We start from the raw sequence: 17,584 nt of genomic DNA, 5'->3' as shown, positions 1-17,584 counted from the left end.
TCGGCCCGGCACAGCCGCCGGAACGCGCTCGAGCCGAGCTCGCGCTGGTTCTCGCGCAGGTGCTCCCAGAGGTTCAGGATGCCGAGGAAGTCGCTGGTCGGATCCGTGAACCGGGCGTGCAGGCGGTCCGCCTCGTCGCGTCTGTCCTCGGGGCGCTCGCGGACGTCCTGGATCGACATGCCGGCGACGATCGCGAGCACCTGCGGCAGCACGTCGTCCCGGCGGGCCTGGATGAGCATGCGGGCGAAGCGCGGGTCGATCGGCAGCCGCGCGATCTCGCGGCCGAGCTCGGTGAGGCGCGGGCCGCCTTTCGCCTCGCTCCGGTCTCGCGGCGACCGGGACTCGGTGACCGCGCCCAGCTCCGCCAGCAGGTCGAGGGCGGCCTTGACGCCACGGGAGTCCGGCGGGGTGAGGAACGGGAACGACGCGACATCCCCGAAGCCGAGGGCGAGCATCTGCAGCACGACGGCCGCGAGGCCGGTGCGGAGGATCTCGGGCTCGGTGAACTCGTCTCGGCGATCGAAGTCCTCCTCGCTGTAGAGGCGGATCGCGACGCCGGGCGCGGTGCGGCCCGCACGGCCGGACCGCTGCTGCGCGGACGCCTGCGAGATCGCCTCGATCGGCAGGCGCTGGATCTTGCTGCGATTGCTGTAGCGCGAGATGCGCGCGGTTCCGGTGTCGACGACATACCGGATGCCGGGCACCGTGAGACTCGTCTCGGCCACGTTGGTGGCGAGGATCACCCGCCGGCGCAGGCCGGCGACGGCGGAGCGTTCGAAGACGCGATGCTGCTCGGCGGCGGACAGGCGCCCGTAGAGGGGGAGCACCTCGGTGGGGGCGGCATCCTTCGCATACAGTCCGCGCACCGCATCGGCGGCGTCCTTGATCTCGGCCTCGCCGGGCAGGAACACGAGCACGTCGCCGGCCGGCTCGCGGTCGAGTTCGCGCAGGGCCGCGGTCAGCGCGTCGATGTCGTCGCCGGCGCCTTCAGACGCCTTCTCGTCCCCGGCGTCGACGGGCGGCCGGTACCGGATCTCGACCGGGTACGTTCGCCCGGACACCTCGATCACCGGCGCCGGAACCGGTTCGCCGCCGTCGCGGCCGGGCCGCGCGAAGTGGCGGGCGAAGCTGTGCGGATCGATCGTCGCCGACGTGACGATCACCTTCAGATCGGGCCGCCGGGGCAGGATGCGCCGCAGGTAGCCGATCAGGAAGTCGACGTTCAGCGAGCGCTCGTGCGCCTCGTCGATGATGATCGTGTCGTAGCGCCGCAGCAGCCGGTCGCGATGGATCTCGTTCAGCAGGATGCCGTCGGTCATGAGCGCGACGCGCGTGTCGGCGGAGACCTTGTCGGTGAAGCGCACCTTGTACCCGACCGCGCCGCCGAGGTCCACCTGCAGCTCCTCGGCGATGCGCTCCGCCACGCTGCGGGCGGCGATGCGGCGCGGCTGCGTGTGCGCGATCGCGCGCCGCCCCAGCTCCAGGCAGATCTTCGGCAGCTGCGTGGTCTTGCCCGACCCGGTCGCTCCCGCGACCACCACGACCTGGTGGTCGCGGATGGCGGCGGCGATCTCGTCGCGCGCGGCCGAGACCGGCAGCTCGGGCGGGAAGGAGATCACGGGCTCGGACATAGCCTTCGATCGTATCAATCCGCGCCCCGGCCTCCTCTCCCGCCGGCGCCTCCGGTCACGGTGCGAGCGGGCTGCCCGGCCGGGCCGCCTGCTCGCGTTCGATCTGCACCACCTTCGGGTCGTGCTCGTCGGCCCCGAAGTCGCTCGGTCGCGTCGCGTCCGCGCCGCCGCGCACCTTGACCGCCCGCAGGATGAGGGTGAGCACGACCGCGATGACCGCGTTCACGACGAACGCGGAGACGCCGATGTAGACCGGGATGTCGGTGAACGGGAAGTTCGCGATCGACCCGCCGAAGTTCTTGTGCGTGGCCGGGTTGACGACGTTGTACGCCGCGATGGTGCCGTAGGTGATGCCCGCGGCCCACCCGATGAGGAGAGCCCACCTGTCGAACCATCTCGTGTACAGGCCCGCGACGATCGCGGGGAACGTCTGCAGGATCCAGATGCCGCCCAGCAGCTGCAGGTTGATGGCGGACGTCTGGTCCATGCCGAGCACGAAGACGAGCGCGCCCACCTTGACGATGAGCGACACCAGCTTGGACACCCTCGCCTCCTGCGCGGGGGTGGCATCCTTCTTGAAGAAGTCGCGGTACACGTTCCGCGTGAACAGGTTGGAGGCCGCGATCGACATGATCGCGGCGGGAACGAGCGCACCGATCGCGATGGCGGCCAGCGCGATCCCGGCGAACCACTTCGGGAACGCGTCGCTGAACAGCTGCGGGACGACCAGCTGCGCGTTGATCGAGCCGTTGACGTCGACGGGCTGCGTGCCGGCCTTGATCGCGACGTAGCCGAGCAGGGCCAGGCCGCCCAGCATGAGCGAGTACAGCGGCAGGATCATGGCGTTCCGGCGGATCGTGTTGCGGCTCTTCGTGGCCAGGACCCCGGTGATGGAGTGCGGGTACATGAACAGCGCCATCGCCGAGCCGAGCGCCAGCGTCCAGTAGGCGTTGAAGTTCGCCGCGCCCGGGATGACCGCGCCGAACGGCTTGGCGGTGGCGGGGTTGGTTGCGCTGAGCTTCACGTCCGCGGCGTGGAAGATCGCGTCCCAGCCGCCGAACTTCGTCGGCAGGTAGATGATCGCGACGATGATCGCGGCGTAGATGAGGATGTCCTTGACGACCGCGATCAGCGCCGGCGCGCGCAGTCCCGCGGTGTACGTGTACGCGGCGAGCACCAGGAAGGCGATGATCAGCGGCAGGTCCGCCATGAACGCATTGGTGTCGGACCCGAGACCGAGGACGGTCAGCACGGATTTGATGCCGACCAGCTGCAGCGCGATGTACGGCATGGTCGCGACGATGCCGGTGACCGCCACCGCCAGCGACAGGGACCGGCTGCCGTAGCGCCCGCCGATGAAGTCCGCGGGCGTGACGTAGCCGTGCCGGTGCGACACCGACCACAGGCGGGACATCAGCACGAACACGATCGGGTACAGCACGATCGTGTACGGCACGGCGAAGAACCCGCTGACGGCACCGGAGGCCCACATGGCCGCGGGGACCGCCACGAACGTGTACGCCGTGTAGAGGTCCCCGCCGAGCAGGAACCAGGTCACCCAGGTGCCGAATCCGCGTCCGCCGAGGCCCCATTCGTCGAGGGTCTCCATGCCGCGGTCGGCCGGGGCGGTGCGCCAGCGTGAGGCGAGGAATCCGATCACGGCGACGGCGACGAACAGCACGATCACGATGGTCAGCGGGACCCAGTCCACCGGCCGGTTCGGCGGCGTCGGGGTCACGGCGGTCACGGCGAGCATCAGCGCACCCTCCTCTCGCGCACCTCGGCGCGGCGACGGCGGTCCTCTCTGCGCATGATCACGTAGGCGATCGCGAGGAGCCCCGAGGCGATGAAGACCCAGAGCAGCTGGTACCAGTAGAAGAACGGGATGCCCCACAACATGGGGTCGTGCCGTGCGTACATGGGCACCAGCAGCGGCATGACGATCGCCACCGCGATCAGGATGCCGGAGACGATGTACGGGGCGGGCCTGGCCGGGCCGCGCGTGGGCGTGTCGATGGACATCATGTGATCCTTCCGGAATGCAGTCGTGTCCGGGGGTCGCGAACATGGGCTCCCGATCTGCACTTTTCTCCGCCGCACGCCCCGCGTCAAGGCCCCGCGCCCGCGGGCCGGATCGGCTCGTAGGCTGGAGGCATGACGGTTCCCGACATCACGCTCAACGACGGATTCACGATTCCCCAGCTCGGCTACGGCGTCTTCCTGGTGCCCCCGGCCGACACCGAGCGGGCGGTGAGCGAAGCCCTCGAGCTCGGCTACCGGCACATCGACACCGCGGCGATCTACGGCAACGAGGAGGGCGTCGGCGCGGCGATCGCGGCATCCGGCGTCGCCCGCGACGACCTCTTCGTCACCACCAAGCTCTGGAACGACCGGCATGACGGCGACGAGCCGGACGCCGCGATCGCGGAGAGCCTCGAGAAGCTGGGCCTCGACAGCGTCGACCTGTACCTCGTGCACTGGCCGACCCCTGCGAAGGACGACTACGTGCACGCGTGGGAGAAGCTCATCGGCATCCGCGAGCGGGGCCTCGCCCGCTCGATCGGCGTCTCGAACTTCCTCGCTCCGCACCTGCAGCGCGTCATCGACGAGACCGGCGTGGTCCCCGCGGTGGACCAGATCGAACTGCACCCCGCCTACCAGCAGCGCGAGGTCACGAGCCTCGCCGCGCAGCACGACGTGAAGATCGAGGCCTGGGGCCCCCTCGGCCAGGGCAAGTACGACCTGTCCGCCGAGAAGCCCATCGCGGCTGCCGCCGCCGCGCACGGCAAGACGCCGCAGCAGGTCGTCATCCGCTGGCATCTGCAGCGCGGCCGCATCCTGTTCCCGAAGTCAGTGCACCGCGAGCGCCTCGCCGAGAACCTCGACGTGTTCGGCTTCGACCTGACCGCAGCCGAGCTCGACGCGATCGACGGGCTCGACCGCGTGGACGGCCGCGTGTCGGCGCATCCCGACGAGGTGAACTGACGCGCATCTGCTGCGCAATCTGCATAGCGGGGGCGGGACTTCGCCCGTCATTCTGTGCGATGTGTTCACCGTGCGATGTGCCGATTGCTCGACGGCGCGGTGATCCCTATCGTGGCAGCCTGACGGCAAGGCCGCCGTCCCCGCACGCAAGGATGCTCACACGATGACCCTTCCCTCCCGTCCCGGACTCGAGTCCATCCCCGCCTACCGACAGGGTCGCGCCGCCCCCGCCGGCGCGTCGAAGCTCTCCTCCAACGAGTCGCCGCATCCTCCGCTGCCGTCGGTCGTCCGCGCCCTCGAACAGCAACTGTCGACGATCAACCGCTACCCGCGCATGAACGCGCCCGAGATCATCGCCCGGCTCGCCGAGCGCTACGACGTGGATGCCGCGCAGGTGACGGTCGGCGCCGGCTCGGTCGAGCTCGCCGCGCAGCTCATCAATGCGGTGGCAGGCGACGGCGACGAGGTGGTGTTCGCCTGGCGGTCGTTCGAGGCCTACCCGTCGCTCGTGCGCATCGCCGGCGCGGTTCCGGTCGAGGTGCCGCTGGATGCCGAGCACCGGCACGACCTCGATGCGATGCTCGCCGCGATCACGCCGCGCACGCGGCTCGTCTTCGTCTGCAACCCGAACAACCCCACCGGAACGGTGGTCGGCGCGGCCGACCTGGAGCGCTTCGTCGCCGCCGTCCCGCGGGACGTGCTCGTGGTCATCGACGAGGCGTACGTGCACTTCGACCGCAGCGAGTACTTCTCCGGCCCCCATCGTGGCGCAGGCATCGACCTGTTCCGCCGCCACCCGCACGTCGCCGTGCTGCACACCTTCTCGAAGGCGTACGGGCTCGCGGGGCTCCGCATCGGCTATGCGATCGCGCCCGTCGACGTCGCGGACGGTCAGCGCAAGGTCGCCGTGCCCTTCGGCGTCACCGATCTCGCGCAGGCCGCGGCCGTCGCGTCCCTCGACGCCGAAGACGAACTCGCCGAGCGCATCGACGAGGTGGTCGCCCAGCGGGAGCGTCTTCTCGCCGTGCTGCGGGATGCCGGCTGGCCCGCCGTCGCGAGCGAGGCCAATTTCGTGTGGGTGCCCGCCGGCGACCGCGCCGTGGAGCTCGACGAGCTGCTGCAGGCCGGCGGCGTCGTCGCGCGCACCTTCCCCGGTGAGGGCGTGCGCATCTCGGCCGGGTCCGAACCCGACATCGACCGGGTCGCCCACGCGGTGGCCCAGGCCCTGACCGCTGCCCACGAGGAGGCGCACGCATGACCGGAGTCCCGGTGACCACCACGACCACCAAGGGACTGCACCCGGGGCTCACCCGCCGGCAGATCTCCATGATGGGCCTCGGCGGCGCGATCGGCGCCGGCCTGTTCGTCGGCTCGGGCCAGGCGATCGGCATCGCCGGTCCCGCCGTGCTGATCTCGTATCTCATCGCCGGCACCGTCGTCGTGCTCGTCATGACGATGCTCGCCGAGATGGTGGCGGCCAATCCGAGCTCGGGGGCGTTCAGCTCGTACGCGCAGAAGGCCATGGGGCGCAGCGTCGGCAGCGCCGTCGGCTGGCTGTACTGGATCCAGCTCGTCGTGGTGATCGCCGCCGAGGCGACCGGCGCCGCAGGCATCGTCGCCGGGTGGGTGCCCGGACTGCCGGAGTGGCTGTGGGTGCTCGTCTTCGTCGTGGCGCTCACCGTCGTGAACCTCTTCGGCGTGCGCAACTACGGCCGCTTCGAATACTGGTTCGCCGCGATCAAGGTGATCGCGATCATCGCGTTCCTCGTCGTCGGCGTGTGCGCGATCGCCGGCGTCATCCCCGGGCACCACGCGACGGGGGCGTCGAACCTCGGCGGCCACGGCGGGTTCTTCCCGGCCGGCATCGCCGGCATGGCGGGCGCCCTCCTGATCGTCGTGTTCGCGTTCGGCGGCACCGAGGTCGTCGCGATCGCCGCGGCCGAATCCGACGATCCCTCGCACAACATCCGCCGCATCGTGCGCCAGGTCATGGTGCGCATCCTCGTGTTCTACGTCGGGTCGATCTTCGTGATCGTCACCGTGCTGCCCTGGAACGATCCGGCCGTGAAGGCCGGCCCGTTCTCGGCGGTGCTCGCGACCCTCGGCCTGCCCGGCGTGGACCTGGTGATGTCGCTCATCGTCGTCGTCGCGCTGCTGTCGGCGATGAACGCGAACATCTACGGGGCATCCCGCATGGCGTTCTCCCTCGGCGAGCGGGGACTCGCGCCTCTCGCCGCGACCCGCGTCAGCGCGAGCGGCGTCCCCCGGGTCGCGGTGCTCGCCTCGGTCGCGTTCGGGTTCGTCACCGTCATCCTCAACTGGCTGTTCCCGGATGCGGTGCTGCCCGCGCTGCTGAACGTCGTGGGCTCGACGCTGCTGGTGATCTGGACGGCGACGGCCGTGTCGCAGATCATCCTGCGCCGCCGGGCGGATGCCGCGGGCGAGACGCTGCCGATGCGGATGTGGGGGTTCCCCTGGCTGTCGGTCGTGACGCTCGCGCTGCTGGCCGGGGTCATCCTGCTCGCCATGCTCGACGAGGCCGCCCGCATCCAGCTGCTGCTGACGATCGGGCTGACCATCGTGCTGGTGATCGTCGCGCGACTCACGCGGGGCTCCGCCCGACCCGGCGTTCTCAAGGCCGATCCGGCGATCCCGGAGAACGTGGAGCAGCGCTGATGCAGCTCGACCGGCTGGATGCCGCCCTCATCCGCCTGCTGACGGACGAGCCGCAGCTGCCGGTGCTGGAATGCGCCCGGCGTCTCGGGGTGGCGCGCGGGACGGTGACGAGCCGTCTCGCGCGCCTCCACGAGAGCGGCGTCATCGAGGGCATCGTGCCCCGCCTCGAGCCGCGGGCGTTCGGCTACGGCCTGACCGCGTTCTGCCTCGTCGAGATCGACCAGAAGGTGGGCCACGACGACGTCGCGACCGCCCTCGCCGAGGCGATCCCGGAGATCGTCGACATGTACACCGTCACGGGGGCGAGCGACATGCAGCTGCGCGTCGTCGCGCCCGACGCCGGGCTCATGCAGGACGTCCTCGACCGCATCGCGGTGGTGCCGGGAGTCGCCCGTACGGCGTCGTCGATCGCGATGCGCACGCACCTGTCGGGGCGGATGCTCCCGCTCGTGGAGCATGCGGTCCGTCAGGCGCCGTGACGGTCAGATCCAGGTGACGATCCAGTTGTGCAGGCGCCAGTACGTGTACGGCACTTCCATGCCCGTCCACACCGGATACCAGAACGCGGAGATCACCGTCACCGCGACCAGGTAGACGACCACGACCCGCTGGCCCGCGAGGCGCCTGCGGTTCGTGGCATCCGGCCCGCCGGCGATCTCGCGCAGCGCGAAGGCGATCGCGAGCAGCATGAACGGCAGGATCGCGATCGTGTAGAACTGGAAGATCGTGCGCTGCGGGTACTCCAGCCACGGCAGGTACGTCGCCGCGATGCCGGTCAGCACGAACGCGTACGTCGATTCCCGCCGCAGGATGAAGGCGACGAGCAGGAAGATCGCGGCGGCCACCCCGCCCCACCAGATCAGCGGGTTCGGGATGCTCGAGATCGCCTGCACGCACCCGACGGCGTCCCCGCAGCCCTTGCGCTGCGACCAGTACATGGACGTCGGCCGGATGAGCAGCGCCCACTGCCACGCCGGGCTCGCGTAGCTGTGCGGCGTCGTCAGCGACACGTTGAACTGGTACATCTCCTGCTGGTACTTCCACAGGCTCTGCAGCGGCAGCGGCACCCAGGCGAAGAACCCGGTGGCGGGGTGCGGGTCGGCCGCGTGCCGGTCCCAGCCCTTGTCGGTGACGAGCCACCCGGTCCAGGAGGCGAGGTAGACGACGAACGCCACCGGCACGGACACGAGGAACGACGCCAGCCCCTGCCGCAGCCCGTCCGTGGCCCAGTTCAGCACGCCGAGACGCCGTCGGGCGAGCAGGTCGGTCACGATGACGTAGACGCCCACGCCGGCGATGACGTACAGCCCCGACCACTTGACGGCGGTCGCCGCCCCCGCCGAGACGGCGGCGGCGATGAGCCACCAGCGGCCCCACATCACCGGTCCCCAGTGGACCCCGCCGTGCTCGTCGGCACGTGCCGCGATCCCCGCGGCGAGGCGGCCGAGCTGCCGTTCCCGGTCCAGCAGCACGAACCAGAACGTCAGCAGGATGAAGAAGGTGAGGATGCCGTCCAGCAGCCCGGTGCGGCTCAGCACGATGCCGAGACCGTCGATCGCCAGCAGGAAGGCCGGGATCGTCGCGAACACGACCGAGCCGGTGAGGCGCTTCGCGACGAGATACAGCAGCAGCACGGTCGCCGTGCCTGCCACCGCCACCATGAATCGCCAGCCGAACGAGGAGTCCGGTCCGAACAGCCACATGCCGATGCCGATGATCCACTTGCCGAGCGGCGGGTGCACGACGTAGCTGCCGACGGCTGTGTAGAGGTCGGTGTGCCCGCGCGCGAACGCATCGTCGACGTTCGGCGGCCACGTGCCGGGGTACCCGAGCTTCCACTGGCTCCAGGCATCCTTCACGTAGTACGTCTCGTCGAAGACGAGCGCGTGCGGATGCCCCAGGTCGACGAACCGCAGCAGGCCCGCGAGCATCGTGACGAGCGTCGGTGCGAGCCAGCGCCAGAGCCGCTGCTGCCGCGCGCTCGCGCGCACCCGCACCGCCCACCGGTCGTACAGCGAGGGCTTCGTGTCGGGGATGAGCAGGTCGGCCGTCGCCATGGGCCCCAGCCTATGCTGGGGCTCGTGATCATCCTCGCGGCGACGCCCATCGGCAATCTCGGGGACGCGTCGGCGCGGCTGCGCGAGGCCCTGGAGACCGCCACCGTCATCGCCGCGGAGGACACCCGCACCACGCAGCGGCTGCTCGCCGCGCTCGGCATCGCGAACCGTCCGCGTCTGATCGCGCTGCACGACCACAACGAGAAGGACCGCGCCGCCGAGATCGTGGAACTCGGAGCCGCCGGCGACGTGCTGGTGCTGAGCGACGCCGGGATGCCGACGGTCAGCGACCCCGGATACGGCGTCGTGGCCGCAGCGGCCGCGGCCGGAGTCGAGGTCACCGCGATCCCCGGCCCGAGTGCCGTCGTCACCGCGCTCGCCGTCGCCGGCCTCCCCACCGACCGCTTCACCTTCGAGGGGTTCGCGGCCCGCAAGCAGGGGGAGCGGCGCAGCGCCCTGCGAGCCCTCGCCTCCGAGCCCCGCACGATGGTGTTCTTCGAATCCCCGTCCCGGGTCGCGCAGACCCTCGCCGACATGGCGGACGCGTTCGGCGCCGACCGGCCCGCGGCCGTGTGCCGCGAGCTCACCAAGCTCCACGAGGAGGTGCGCCGGGGCGGTCTGGCCGAACTCGCGGCCTGGGCGGACGGCGGGGTGCGCGGCGAGATCGTGGTGGTCGTCGGCGGCGCCGCGCCGCGCGCCGTCGAGTTCCCGGACGCGGTCACCCAGGTGCTCGAGCTCGTGCGCACCGGCGTGCGGCTCAAGGAGGCAGCCGCCGAGGTGTCCGCGCACACCGGTCATTCCTCCCGGGAGCTCTACCAGGCGGCCCTCGCCGTACGCGGCTGACATGAAGGAAAAGCACGGCATCCGCACGAATTAGACTCGTCGGGTGACTTCAGGCCACTCCTTCTACATCACGACACCGATCTACTACCCCAGTGACGTGCCGCACATCGGCCACGGCTACACGACCGTGGCGGTGGACACGCTCGCGCGTTGGCACCGGCAGTCCGGGGACGACACCTGGATGCTCACCGGCACGGACGAGCACGGTCAGAAGATGCTGCGCGCGGCCGCCGCCAACGGCGCGACCCCGCAGGAGTGGGTGGACAAGCTCGTCACCGAGTCGTGGTTCCCGCTGCTGCAGACGCTGAACGTCGCCAACGACGACTTCATCCGCACCACCCAGCCGCGTCACGAAGAGCGGGTGCAGGCGTTCGTGCAGGCCATCCACGACCGCGGGTACATCTACGCGGGCGAGTTCGAGGCGCTGTACTGCGTCGGCTGCGAGGAGTTCAAGACCGAGTCGGAGATCGTCGACGGCACCGGCGAGTTCGAGGGGCTCAAGGTCTGCGCGATCCACTCGAAGCCGCTGGAGCTGCTGCAGGAGAAGAACTACTTCTTCAAGCTCAGCGAGTTCCAGGACGCGCTGCTGGACCTCTACAAGAACACGGACTTCGTGCGCCCGGACTCGGCGCGCAACGAGGTCGTCTCGTTCGTCAAGAACGGCCTCAAGGACCTCTCCATCTCGCGGTCCACGTTCGACTGGGGAATCAAGGTGCCGTGGGACGACAGCCACGTCATCTACGTGTGGGTCGATGCGCTGCTCAACTACGCCACCGCCATCGGCTACGGCGCGGATGACGAGGAGTTCGGCCGCCGGTGGCCGGGCCACCACGTCGTGGGCAAGGACATCCTGCGCTTCCACGCGGTCATCTGGCCGGCCATGCTGATGGCGGCGGGCCTGGAGGTGCCGCGCGGTGTCTTCGCCCACGGCTGGCTGCTGGTCGGCGGCGAGAAGATGTCCAAGTCGAAGCTCACCGGCATCGCGCCCACCGAGATCACCGACGTGTTCGGCTCGGACGCCTACCGGTTCTACTTCCTCTCCGCGATCCCGTTCGGTCACGACGGCTCGTTCTCGTGGGAGGATCTGTCGGCGCGCTACCAGGCCGAGCTCGCGAACGGCTTCGGCAACCTGGCGTCCCGCACGATCGCGATGATCGAGCGCTACTTCGAGGGCATCGTGCCGCCCGCCGGCACCTACACCGACGGCGATCTCGAGATCCAGCGGATCACGGCGGATGCCGCGACGACGGCGGATGCCGCGGTGGATCGCTTCCGCATCGACGAGGCCATCACGGCCATCTGGACCATCGTCGACGCGCTGAACGGCTACATCACCGACAACGAGCCGTGGGCGCTGGCGAAGGACGACGCCCAGCGTGGCCGCCTCGGCACGGTGCTGTACACCGCGGCGGAGGGTCTGCGCGCCCTCGCGGCGCTGCTGTCGCCGGTGATGCCGATCGCCACCGAGAAGCTCTGGATCGCGCTGGGCGCCGCGGAGACGCTGGGCCGGCTCCCCGACCAGCCGCTGCGGGAGGCCGGAACGTGGGGGCAGCTCCGCCCCGGCACGAGCGTGAACGGCCTGGCGCCCCTCTTCCCGCGCGTCGAGCAGGCCTGATGCCGGACGACCCGTCCACCTACGTCCGGCATCGCGAGAAGGGCTCGCGCGACGTCACCTACCCGGCGTCGCCCGAGCCGCTTCCCGGGCCGATGTACGACAACCACTGCCACCTCGAGATCCAGGACGGTCCGTCCACGGGCTCGGGCGGCCGGGGCATGACGGTGGAGGACCAGTTGGCCCGCGCCGCCGAGGTGGGCATCGTCGGCGTCGTGCAGGCGGGCGGCGACATCGACTCGTCGCGGTGGTCGGCGCAGGCGGCGGCATCCCACCCCCGCGTGCTCGCCGCGGTGGCGATCCACCCGAACGAGGCGCCGGCGTACGCCGAAGCCGGACGCCTCGAGGAGGCCATCGGCGTGATCGACGAGCTCGCGGCGCAGCCGCGGGTGCGCGCCGTCGGCGAGACCGGACTCGACTTCTTCCGCACCGGTGCGGAGGGGCTGCCGGCCCAGTTCGAGAGCTTCGAGGCCCACATCGGCCTCGCGAAGAAGCACGGCATCGCGATGCAGATCCACGACCGCGACGCCCACGACGCGGTCCTCGAGACGCTTCGGCGCGTCGGGGCGCCCGACCGCACGGTGTTCCACTGCTTCTCCGGCGACGAGCAGATGGCCCGGATCGCGGCCGACTGCGGCTACTGGCTGTCGTTCGCCGGCAACATCACGTTCAAGAACGCGCAGAATCTGCGCGATGCGCTGGCCGTCACGCCGCGTGAGCGCATCCTCGTCGAGACGGATGCGCCGTTCCTCACGCCCGCACCGCACCGCGGCCGCCCGAACGCCCCCTACCTGGTGCCGGTGACGCTGCGGTTCATGGCCGCCGAGCTGGGGATGGACCTCGCCGAACTGTGCGCGCAGGTCGCCGCGAACACCCTCGAGGTCTACGGCTCGTTCGACAGCTGAGGCGGTGCGGTCGGCTGAGCCCCCGCTGATCCCCCGGCGGCGCGGTCCGCGACGGGTGCGGCGGCAGCGATGTGCGAGATCGACCGCCACACGATCACGAGGGTGAGCGCCGAGCCCGCGAACGCGAACCACCACGGCGCGGTGAGCCCCCACACCTGGGCGATCACGCCGCCGAGCAGCTGCCCGACGACCATGCCGCCGAACACGCCCACCATGTTGACCGCCGCCATCCGTCCCTGCAGGTGCATGGGGACGAGCCGCTGCCGGACGGTCGTGGAGATCGTCCCCCAGACGAATGCGTACGTGCCGAACACGAACATGATGACGAACGCCACGACGCCCGACGTCGTGAGCGCGAAGGAGAGGTGCATGAGCACCTCGAGGGTGAGGCACACGCGCATGAGCGTGGCGAACGACACGTGCTTCTCGAGCCGGCCGAACAGCGTGACGGCGAGGAGGCCGCCGAGCGCGGACGCGGTGGTGAGTGTGCCGTAACCCACTTCACCCATGTGCAGGTGCTCCGTGGCGTACAGCACGAGCACGCTCCACGGCGCCGACCAGGTCACGTTGAAGACGAGGATGACGATCACGAGCGTCCGCACCGGCGGGTTGCGGCGCAGCCAGTGCAGCCCCTCGCGGATCGGATGCGGGCTGTGCGCGGCCGGGGCATCCGGTGCGCGGTCGGCCGGCGGCACGGTCGCGGAGACGATCCGCGAGATCAGCACGACCGCGAGCAGCACGCACAGCACCTGCACGAAGAAGGGCCAGAACGACCCGACCGCGAAGAGGAACGCACCGAGCGGCGGCCCCGCCATCTGATTGGCGACGAGGTAGCCCGCCTGCATGCGCGCATTGCCGACGCCGAGATCCTCGCTGCGCACCATCATCGGCAGCAGCGTGTTGCCCGCGGAGTTCGCGAACACCTCGGCGGTGCCGTAGAGGAACGCCGCCGTCAGCACGATCCAGATGGTGGCGTGCCCGGTGACGAGGAACACGCACAGCGCGGCGATGACGGCGCCGCGCAGCCCGTTCGCCAGCATCACCATCCGCCGCCGGTCGTGGCGGTCGGCCACCGCCCCCGCATGCAGGCCGAACAGCAACCAGGGCAGGTACTGCAGCATGGCGCCGGCGGCCACGAGCACGGGGGCGTGCGTCATCGATGCGATGAGCAGAGGCGCGGCCGACAGGGCGATCCCGTCGCCGACGTTGCTGGTCCAGAACGCGCCGATCAGCCACCGGAAGTCGCGCCCGAGGCGCGGCGGTGCGACGAGGTCGACGAGGCTGGGCATCCTTCCATGGTACGAAGGGGCTCCGACATCCGCCGACCGGCACGACACCCGCCCTCCGGCGCGTCCGGCGGGCCGCTGCCGGGCAGAATGGGGGGATGATCGAACTGCTGGGCGCCGCCGAGATCCGTTCCCTGGCCGCCGAGCTGGACGTCACCCCGACGAAGAAGCTCGGGCAGAACTTCGTCGTCGATGCGAACACCGTCCGCAAGATCGTTCATGTCTCGCGGGTCGAGGCCTCCGAGCGCGTGGTCGAGGTCGGGCCGGGGCTCGGGTCGCTGACCCTCGCGATCCTCGAGACCGGTGCGTCGGTGACCGCCGTCGAGATCGACCACCGTCTCGCCGCGCGGCTGCCCGAGACCGCCCGCGCGCACGGGGTGCCCCCGGAGGCGCTGACGGTGGTGGATGCCGACGCCCTGCGCGTCACGGAGCTCCCCGGCGACCCGACGGTGCTGGTCGCCAACCTGCCCTACAACGTCTCCGTGCCGGTGCTGCTGCACTTCCTCGAGACCTTCCCGCACCTGCAGCGCGGAGTCGTCATGGTGCAGGCCGAGGTCGGGGAGCGGCTCGCCGCCCCGCCCGGCTCCAAGGTGTACGGCGCACCGAGCGTCAAGGCCGCCTGGTACGGCCCGTGGCGGCTCGCCGGGACGGTGTCGCGCCACGTGTTCTGGCCGGTGCCGAACGTGGACAGCGTGCTCGTCGCGTTCGAGCGGGATGCCGCGCCGCGCGGCACCGAGGAGGAGCGCCGGCGCACCTTCGCCGTGGTCGACGCGGCGTTCGGTCAGCGTCGCAAGATGCTCCGCCAGGCCCTCGCCCCGCTGCTCGGCGGCTCGGCCGCCGAGGCTTCCGCGGTGCTCGAGCGCGCCGGGGTGGCGCCCACGGATCGCGGCGAGCAGCTGACGATCGACGACTTCGTGAGGATCGCCCGCACCGCGCCCTGAACCGGGTGTATCAGCCGGCGGGATCCGGCTCTCCTCCTGGACAGGACTCGCCCCAGGAGGACGCCATGCCCCGCAATCTCGTGCTCTGCCTCGACGGAACCGCGGGCGAGGTCCGCTCCCGCAAGACCGACTCGAATCCGGTGCAGACCTACGACCTGCTGGACCTGTCCGACCCGGCCCGGCAGATCGCGTTCTACACCGCGGGCGTCGGCACCGAAGCCGCACCCGGCGCGTGGGGGCCGCTCGCGCGCTGGATCACCCGCATGGGCGGTCTGATCTGGGGGAAGGGCCTGCGGGCGAACCTCGGCGACGCCTACCTGTGGCTCGTCAAGAACTGGGAGCCGGGCGACCGCGTGTTCGTCTTCGGGTTCAGCCGCGGGGCCTTCACCGCGCGGGCACTGGTCGGGATGCTGCGCACGATCGGGCTGCTGCGGCGCGGCACCGAGAACATGCTGCAGTTCGCCGTGGCGCTGTACGCCCGGCGCGGCGGCTCGGAGAACGTGGACTGGCCGACGATCGACCGGTTCGTCGACGTGTTCTGCCGGCATCCGGACGGGCGCCGCACCATCCCCGTGACGTACCTCGGGGTGTGGGACACCGTCAAGGCGCTCGGCATCGCGCGGTTCGCCCCGGACTGGCCGTTCACCCGCAAGCTGCCCAACGCGCAGCGCATCCGCCACGCGGTCTCGATCGACGAACGGCGCCGCCCGTTCCGCGAGAACCTCGTGGATCCGGCCCACCCGAACTGCGAGGAGGTGTGGTTCGCGGGCATCCACGTCGACGTCGGCGGCACGTTCGGCGACGACTGCCGGCTGTCGACGATCACCCTGCGCTGGGTGCTGGAAGGGGCGCGTCAGGAGGGTCTGCTGCTCAAGCAGGTGGGGCCGCCCGACACCGTCACCACCCTGTTCGCGGCCGTCGCGGCCTCCGACGCGCTCGGTGGCGCGCACCGCAACAGGGCGGTGTGGGATCTGCTGGTTCCTCGCCGCCGCCCGAGCCCCGCCGGGGCGCACTTGCACTCCACGGTGCGGGAGCGCATCGCGGCCGTGCCGGCCTACCGTCCGCGCATCCCCGAGGACGTGGTGTGGGCCGACGCGGACTGGACCGCGGTCGCTCCGCCGGCCCGGCCACGCGATGACGGATGACGGCGCTGCGCGCTAGCCTCGTCAGCATGACTGAATCGTCGCGGCTGTCCACGAACGTTCCCGACCTGCACCGTCCGTACGCGGCGGCCGCCGACCGCTACGGACGCCTCGGCTACCGCCAGGTGGGGGTCTCCGGCCTCTACCTGCCCCCGATCTCCCTCGGCCTGTGGTGGAACTTCGGCGACAACATGCCGATCGACAACCAGCGCGCGCTGCTGCGGCACGCCTTCGACAACGGCATCACGCATTTCGACCTCGCCAACAACTACGGCCCGCCGTACGGTTCGGCCGAGAAGAACTTCGGCCGCCTCTTCCGCGAGGACTTCCGCCCGTACCGCGACGAGCTGATCATCTCGTCCAAGGCGGGCTGGGACATGTGGCCGGGCCCGTACGGCGAGTACGGATCGCGCAAGTACATCCTCGCGAGCGCAGACCAGTCGCTCGGCCGGATGGGTCTCGACCACGTCGACATCTTCTACTCGCACCGCTTCGACGACGTCACCCCGCTCGAGGAGACCATCGGCGCCCTGGACACCCTCGTGCGGCAGGGCAAGGCGCTCTACGTCGGCATCTCGTCGTACAGCGCCGAGCGCACCGCCGAGGCGGTCGTCATCGCGCAGAGCCTCGGCACGCCGCTGGTGATCCACCAGCCGTCGTACTCGATCCTCAACCGGTGGATCGAGGACGGCCTCACCGGCGTGCTCGACAAGACCGGGCTGGGCGCGATCGCCTTCACTCCGCTCGCGCAGGGCCTGCTGACCGACAAGTATCTCGGCGGCGGCCACGCGGACCGCGCCCAGAAGCGCCGGTCGCTGCCGGACTCGCCCCTGTCCGAGCGGGGGCTCACGATCGTGCGCGGCCTGAACGTGGTCGCCCAGGAGCGCGGCCAGACACTCGCGCAGATGGCGCTGCAGTGGGTGCTGCGCACCCCGACCGTGACCTCGGCCCTCATCGGCGCCTCGCGCACGTCGCAGCTCGACGAGAACCTCGCCGCACTCGACGGCCCGGCGTTCTCGGCCGAGGAGCTCGAGCGCATCGACGTGCTCTCGGCCGGTCTCGGCGACGAGGACGACGTCGATCTGTGGAAGGTGTCGGCCGCCCTGTGAGCGAGGCGCTCGCACACGCGAGCGTGCACGTGCGCGCTCCGGGCAAGATCAACGTGTTCTTCGCCGTGGGCGCCCTGGGCGCCGACGGGTACCACGAGGTGGCGTCCGCGTATCAGGCCGTGTCCGCGTACGAGGACCTCTGGGCGTCGCCGTCGGACGGGTTCACCGTGGCCGTGGCGGGGTCCGTCGACCTCACGCACGTGCCCCTGGACGACCGCAACCTCGCGGTGCGCGCCGCGCGCCTGCTCGCCGAGCGGTGCGGGGTCGACGCGGGCGTGCATCTGGAGATCCGCAAGGGGGTCCCGGTCGCCGGCGGCATGGGGGGCGGATCGGCGGATGCCGCCGCGGCCCTGGTCGCGTGCGACGCCCTCTGGGGCACGGGGCTCTCGAGCCTCCA

At 70.8% G+C, this 17,584-nt stretch carries 15 protein-coding genes and 1 pseudogene; 11 read left to right on the top strand and 5 right to left on the bottom strand.

Translation table 11 applies throughout. The annotated features are described in order from the left end of the window. From hrpA to VJR25_RS12635, 3 genes are all read right to left on the bottom strand, one after another. Positions 1-1,631: ATP-dependent RNA helicase HrpA (hrpA, locus tag VJR25_RS12645; RefSeq protein WP_324115557.1), on the bottom strand; the 1,631-nt coding region annotated here is incomplete at its 3' end. Positions 1,632-1,686: 55 nt separating this feature from the next. Continuing rightward, positions 1,687-3,387, bottom strand: a complete 1,701-nt coding sequence (gene mctP / locus VJR25_RS12640; RefSeq protein WP_324115555.1) for a monocarboxylate uptake permease MctP — start codon at positions 3,385-3,387, stop codon at positions 1,687-1,689. Then, positions 3,387-3,653 (bottom strand): DUF3311 domain-containing protein, encoded by a 267-nt coding sequence (locus tag VJR25_RS12635; RefSeq protein WP_324115553.1) that lies wholly within the window; start codon positions 3,651-3,653, stop codon positions 3,387-3,389. Before VJR25_RS12635 ends, mctP begins: the two co-directional genes overlap by 1 nt. Before the next feature lie 132 nt (positions 3,654-3,785). Between VJR25_RS12635 and VJR25_RS12630 the strand changes: the two genes are divergently transcribed. From VJR25_RS12630 to VJR25_RS12615, 4 genes are all read left to right on the top strand, one after another. Further along, on the top strand, positions 3,786-4,616 hold the full coding sequence (locus VJR25_RS12630; protein ID WP_324115550.1) for an aldo/keto reductase: 831 nt from the start codon (positions 3,786-3,788) through the stop codon (positions 4,614-4,616). Between the two features lie 163 nt (positions 4,617-4,779). Next, a complete protein-coding gene (gene hisC, locus VJR25_RS12625) occupies positions 4,780-5,874 on the top strand; it encodes a histidinol-phosphate transaminase (protein WP_324115548.1) in 1,095 nt (364 codons plus the stop codon). Then, the gene (locus VJR25_RS12620; RefSeq protein ID WP_324115546.1) at positions 5,871-7,292 is read left to right on the top strand and encodes an amino acid permease; all 1,422 of its coding nucleotides are present in this window, start codon (positions 5,871-5,873) and stop codon (positions 7,290-7,292) included. Before hisC ends, VJR25_RS12620 begins: the two co-directional genes overlap by 4 nt. Continuing rightward, positions 7,292-7,771, top strand: a complete 480-nt coding sequence (locus VJR25_RS12615; RefSeq protein WP_324115544.1) for an Lrp/AsnC family transcriptional regulator — start codon at positions 7,292-7,294, stop codon at positions 7,769-7,771. Before VJR25_RS12620 ends, VJR25_RS12615 begins: the two co-directional genes overlap by 1 nt. Before the next feature lie 3 nt (positions 7,772-7,774). Here VJR25_RS12615 and VJR25_RS12610 read toward each other — a convergent pair whose 3' ends face one another. After that, positions 7,775-9,349 carry a dolichyl-phosphate-mannose--protein mannosyltransferase gene (locus VJR25_RS12610; RefSeq protein WP_324115542.1) on the bottom strand — a complete coding sequence of 525 codons (1,575 nt, stop codon included), beginning with the start codon at positions 9,347-9,349 and terminating at the stop codon, positions 7,775-7,777. A gap of 24 nt (positions 9,350-9,373) precedes the next feature. Here VJR25_RS12610 and rsmI point away from each other — a divergent pair, with 24 nt between their 5' ends. Genes rsmI through VJR25_RS12595 form a run of 3 tightly spaced genes read left to right on the top strand, consistent with a single transcriptional unit; the run spans position 9,374 to position 12,709 of the window. Next, on the top strand, positions 9,374-10,192 hold the full coding sequence (gene rsmI, locus VJR25_RS12605) for a 16S rRNA (cytidine(1402)-2'-O)-methyltransferase (protein WP_324115540.1): 819 nt from the start codon (positions 9,374-9,376) through the stop codon (positions 10,190-10,192). A 43-nt stretch (positions 10,193-10,235) separates the two neighbouring features. Then, positions 10,236-11,807, top strand: coding sequence for a methionine--tRNA ligase (metG, locus tag VJR25_RS12600; protein WP_324115538.1), 1,572 nt, complete (start codon positions 10,236-10,238; stop codon positions 11,805-11,807). Continuing rightward, a complete protein-coding gene (locus VJR25_RS12595) occupies positions 11,807-12,709 on the top strand; it encodes a TatD family hydrolase (RefSeq protein WP_324115536.1) in 903 nt (300 codons plus the stop codon). Before metG ends, VJR25_RS12595 begins: the two co-directional genes overlap by 1 nt. Here the strand turns inward: VJR25_RS12595 and VJR25_RS12590 are convergent. Then, on the bottom strand, positions 12,688-13,998 hold the full coding sequence (locus VJR25_RS12590) for an MFS transporter (RefSeq protein ID WP_324115535.1): 1,311 nt from the start codon (positions 13,996-13,998) through the stop codon (positions 12,688-12,690). The two genes, VJR25_RS12595 and VJR25_RS12590, sit on opposite strands and share 22 nt — an antisense overlap. 95 nt (positions 13,999-14,093) lie before the next feature. Here VJR25_RS12590 and rsmA point away from each other — a divergent pair, with 95 nt between their 5' ends. From rsmA to VJR25_RS12570, 4 genes and pseudogenes are all read left to right on the top strand, one after another. Then, complete coding sequence (gene rsmA / locus VJR25_RS12585; protein WP_324115533.1) at positions 14,094-14,936, top strand: 16S rRNA (adenine(1518)-N(6)/adenine(1519)-N(6))-dimethyltransferase RsmA; 843 nt, start codon at positions 14,094-14,096, stop codon at positions 14,934-14,936. A 65-nt stretch (positions 14,937-15,001) separates the two neighbouring features. Further along, on the top strand, positions 15,002-16,081 hold the full coding sequence (locus VJR25_RS12580; protein WP_324115531.1) for a DUF2235 domain-containing protein: 1,080 nt from the start codon (positions 15,002-15,004) through the stop codon (positions 16,079-16,081). 26 nt (positions 16,082-16,107) lie between these two features. After that, positions 16,108-17,187, top strand: a complete 1,080-nt coding sequence (gene mgrA / locus VJR25_RS12575) for an L-glyceraldehyde 3-phosphate reductase (RefSeq protein WP_324115529.1) — start codon at positions 16,108-16,110, stop codon at positions 17,185-17,187. Further along, positions 17,184-17,584, top strand: a pseudogene (locus VJR25_RS12570) (4-(cytidine 5'-diphospho)-2-C-methyl-D-erythritol kinase); the annotation flags it as partial. The gene mgrA and the pseudogene VJR25_RS12570, both read left to right, overlap by 4 nt.

This window comes from Microbacterium sp., from assembly GCF_035277845.1.
In the GTDB taxonomy this organism is placed as follows: Bacteria; Actinomycetota; Actinomycetes; order Actinomycetales; family Microbacteriaceae; genus Microbacterium.
This window is presented reverse-complemented; position numbering and strand designations above follow the sequence as displayed.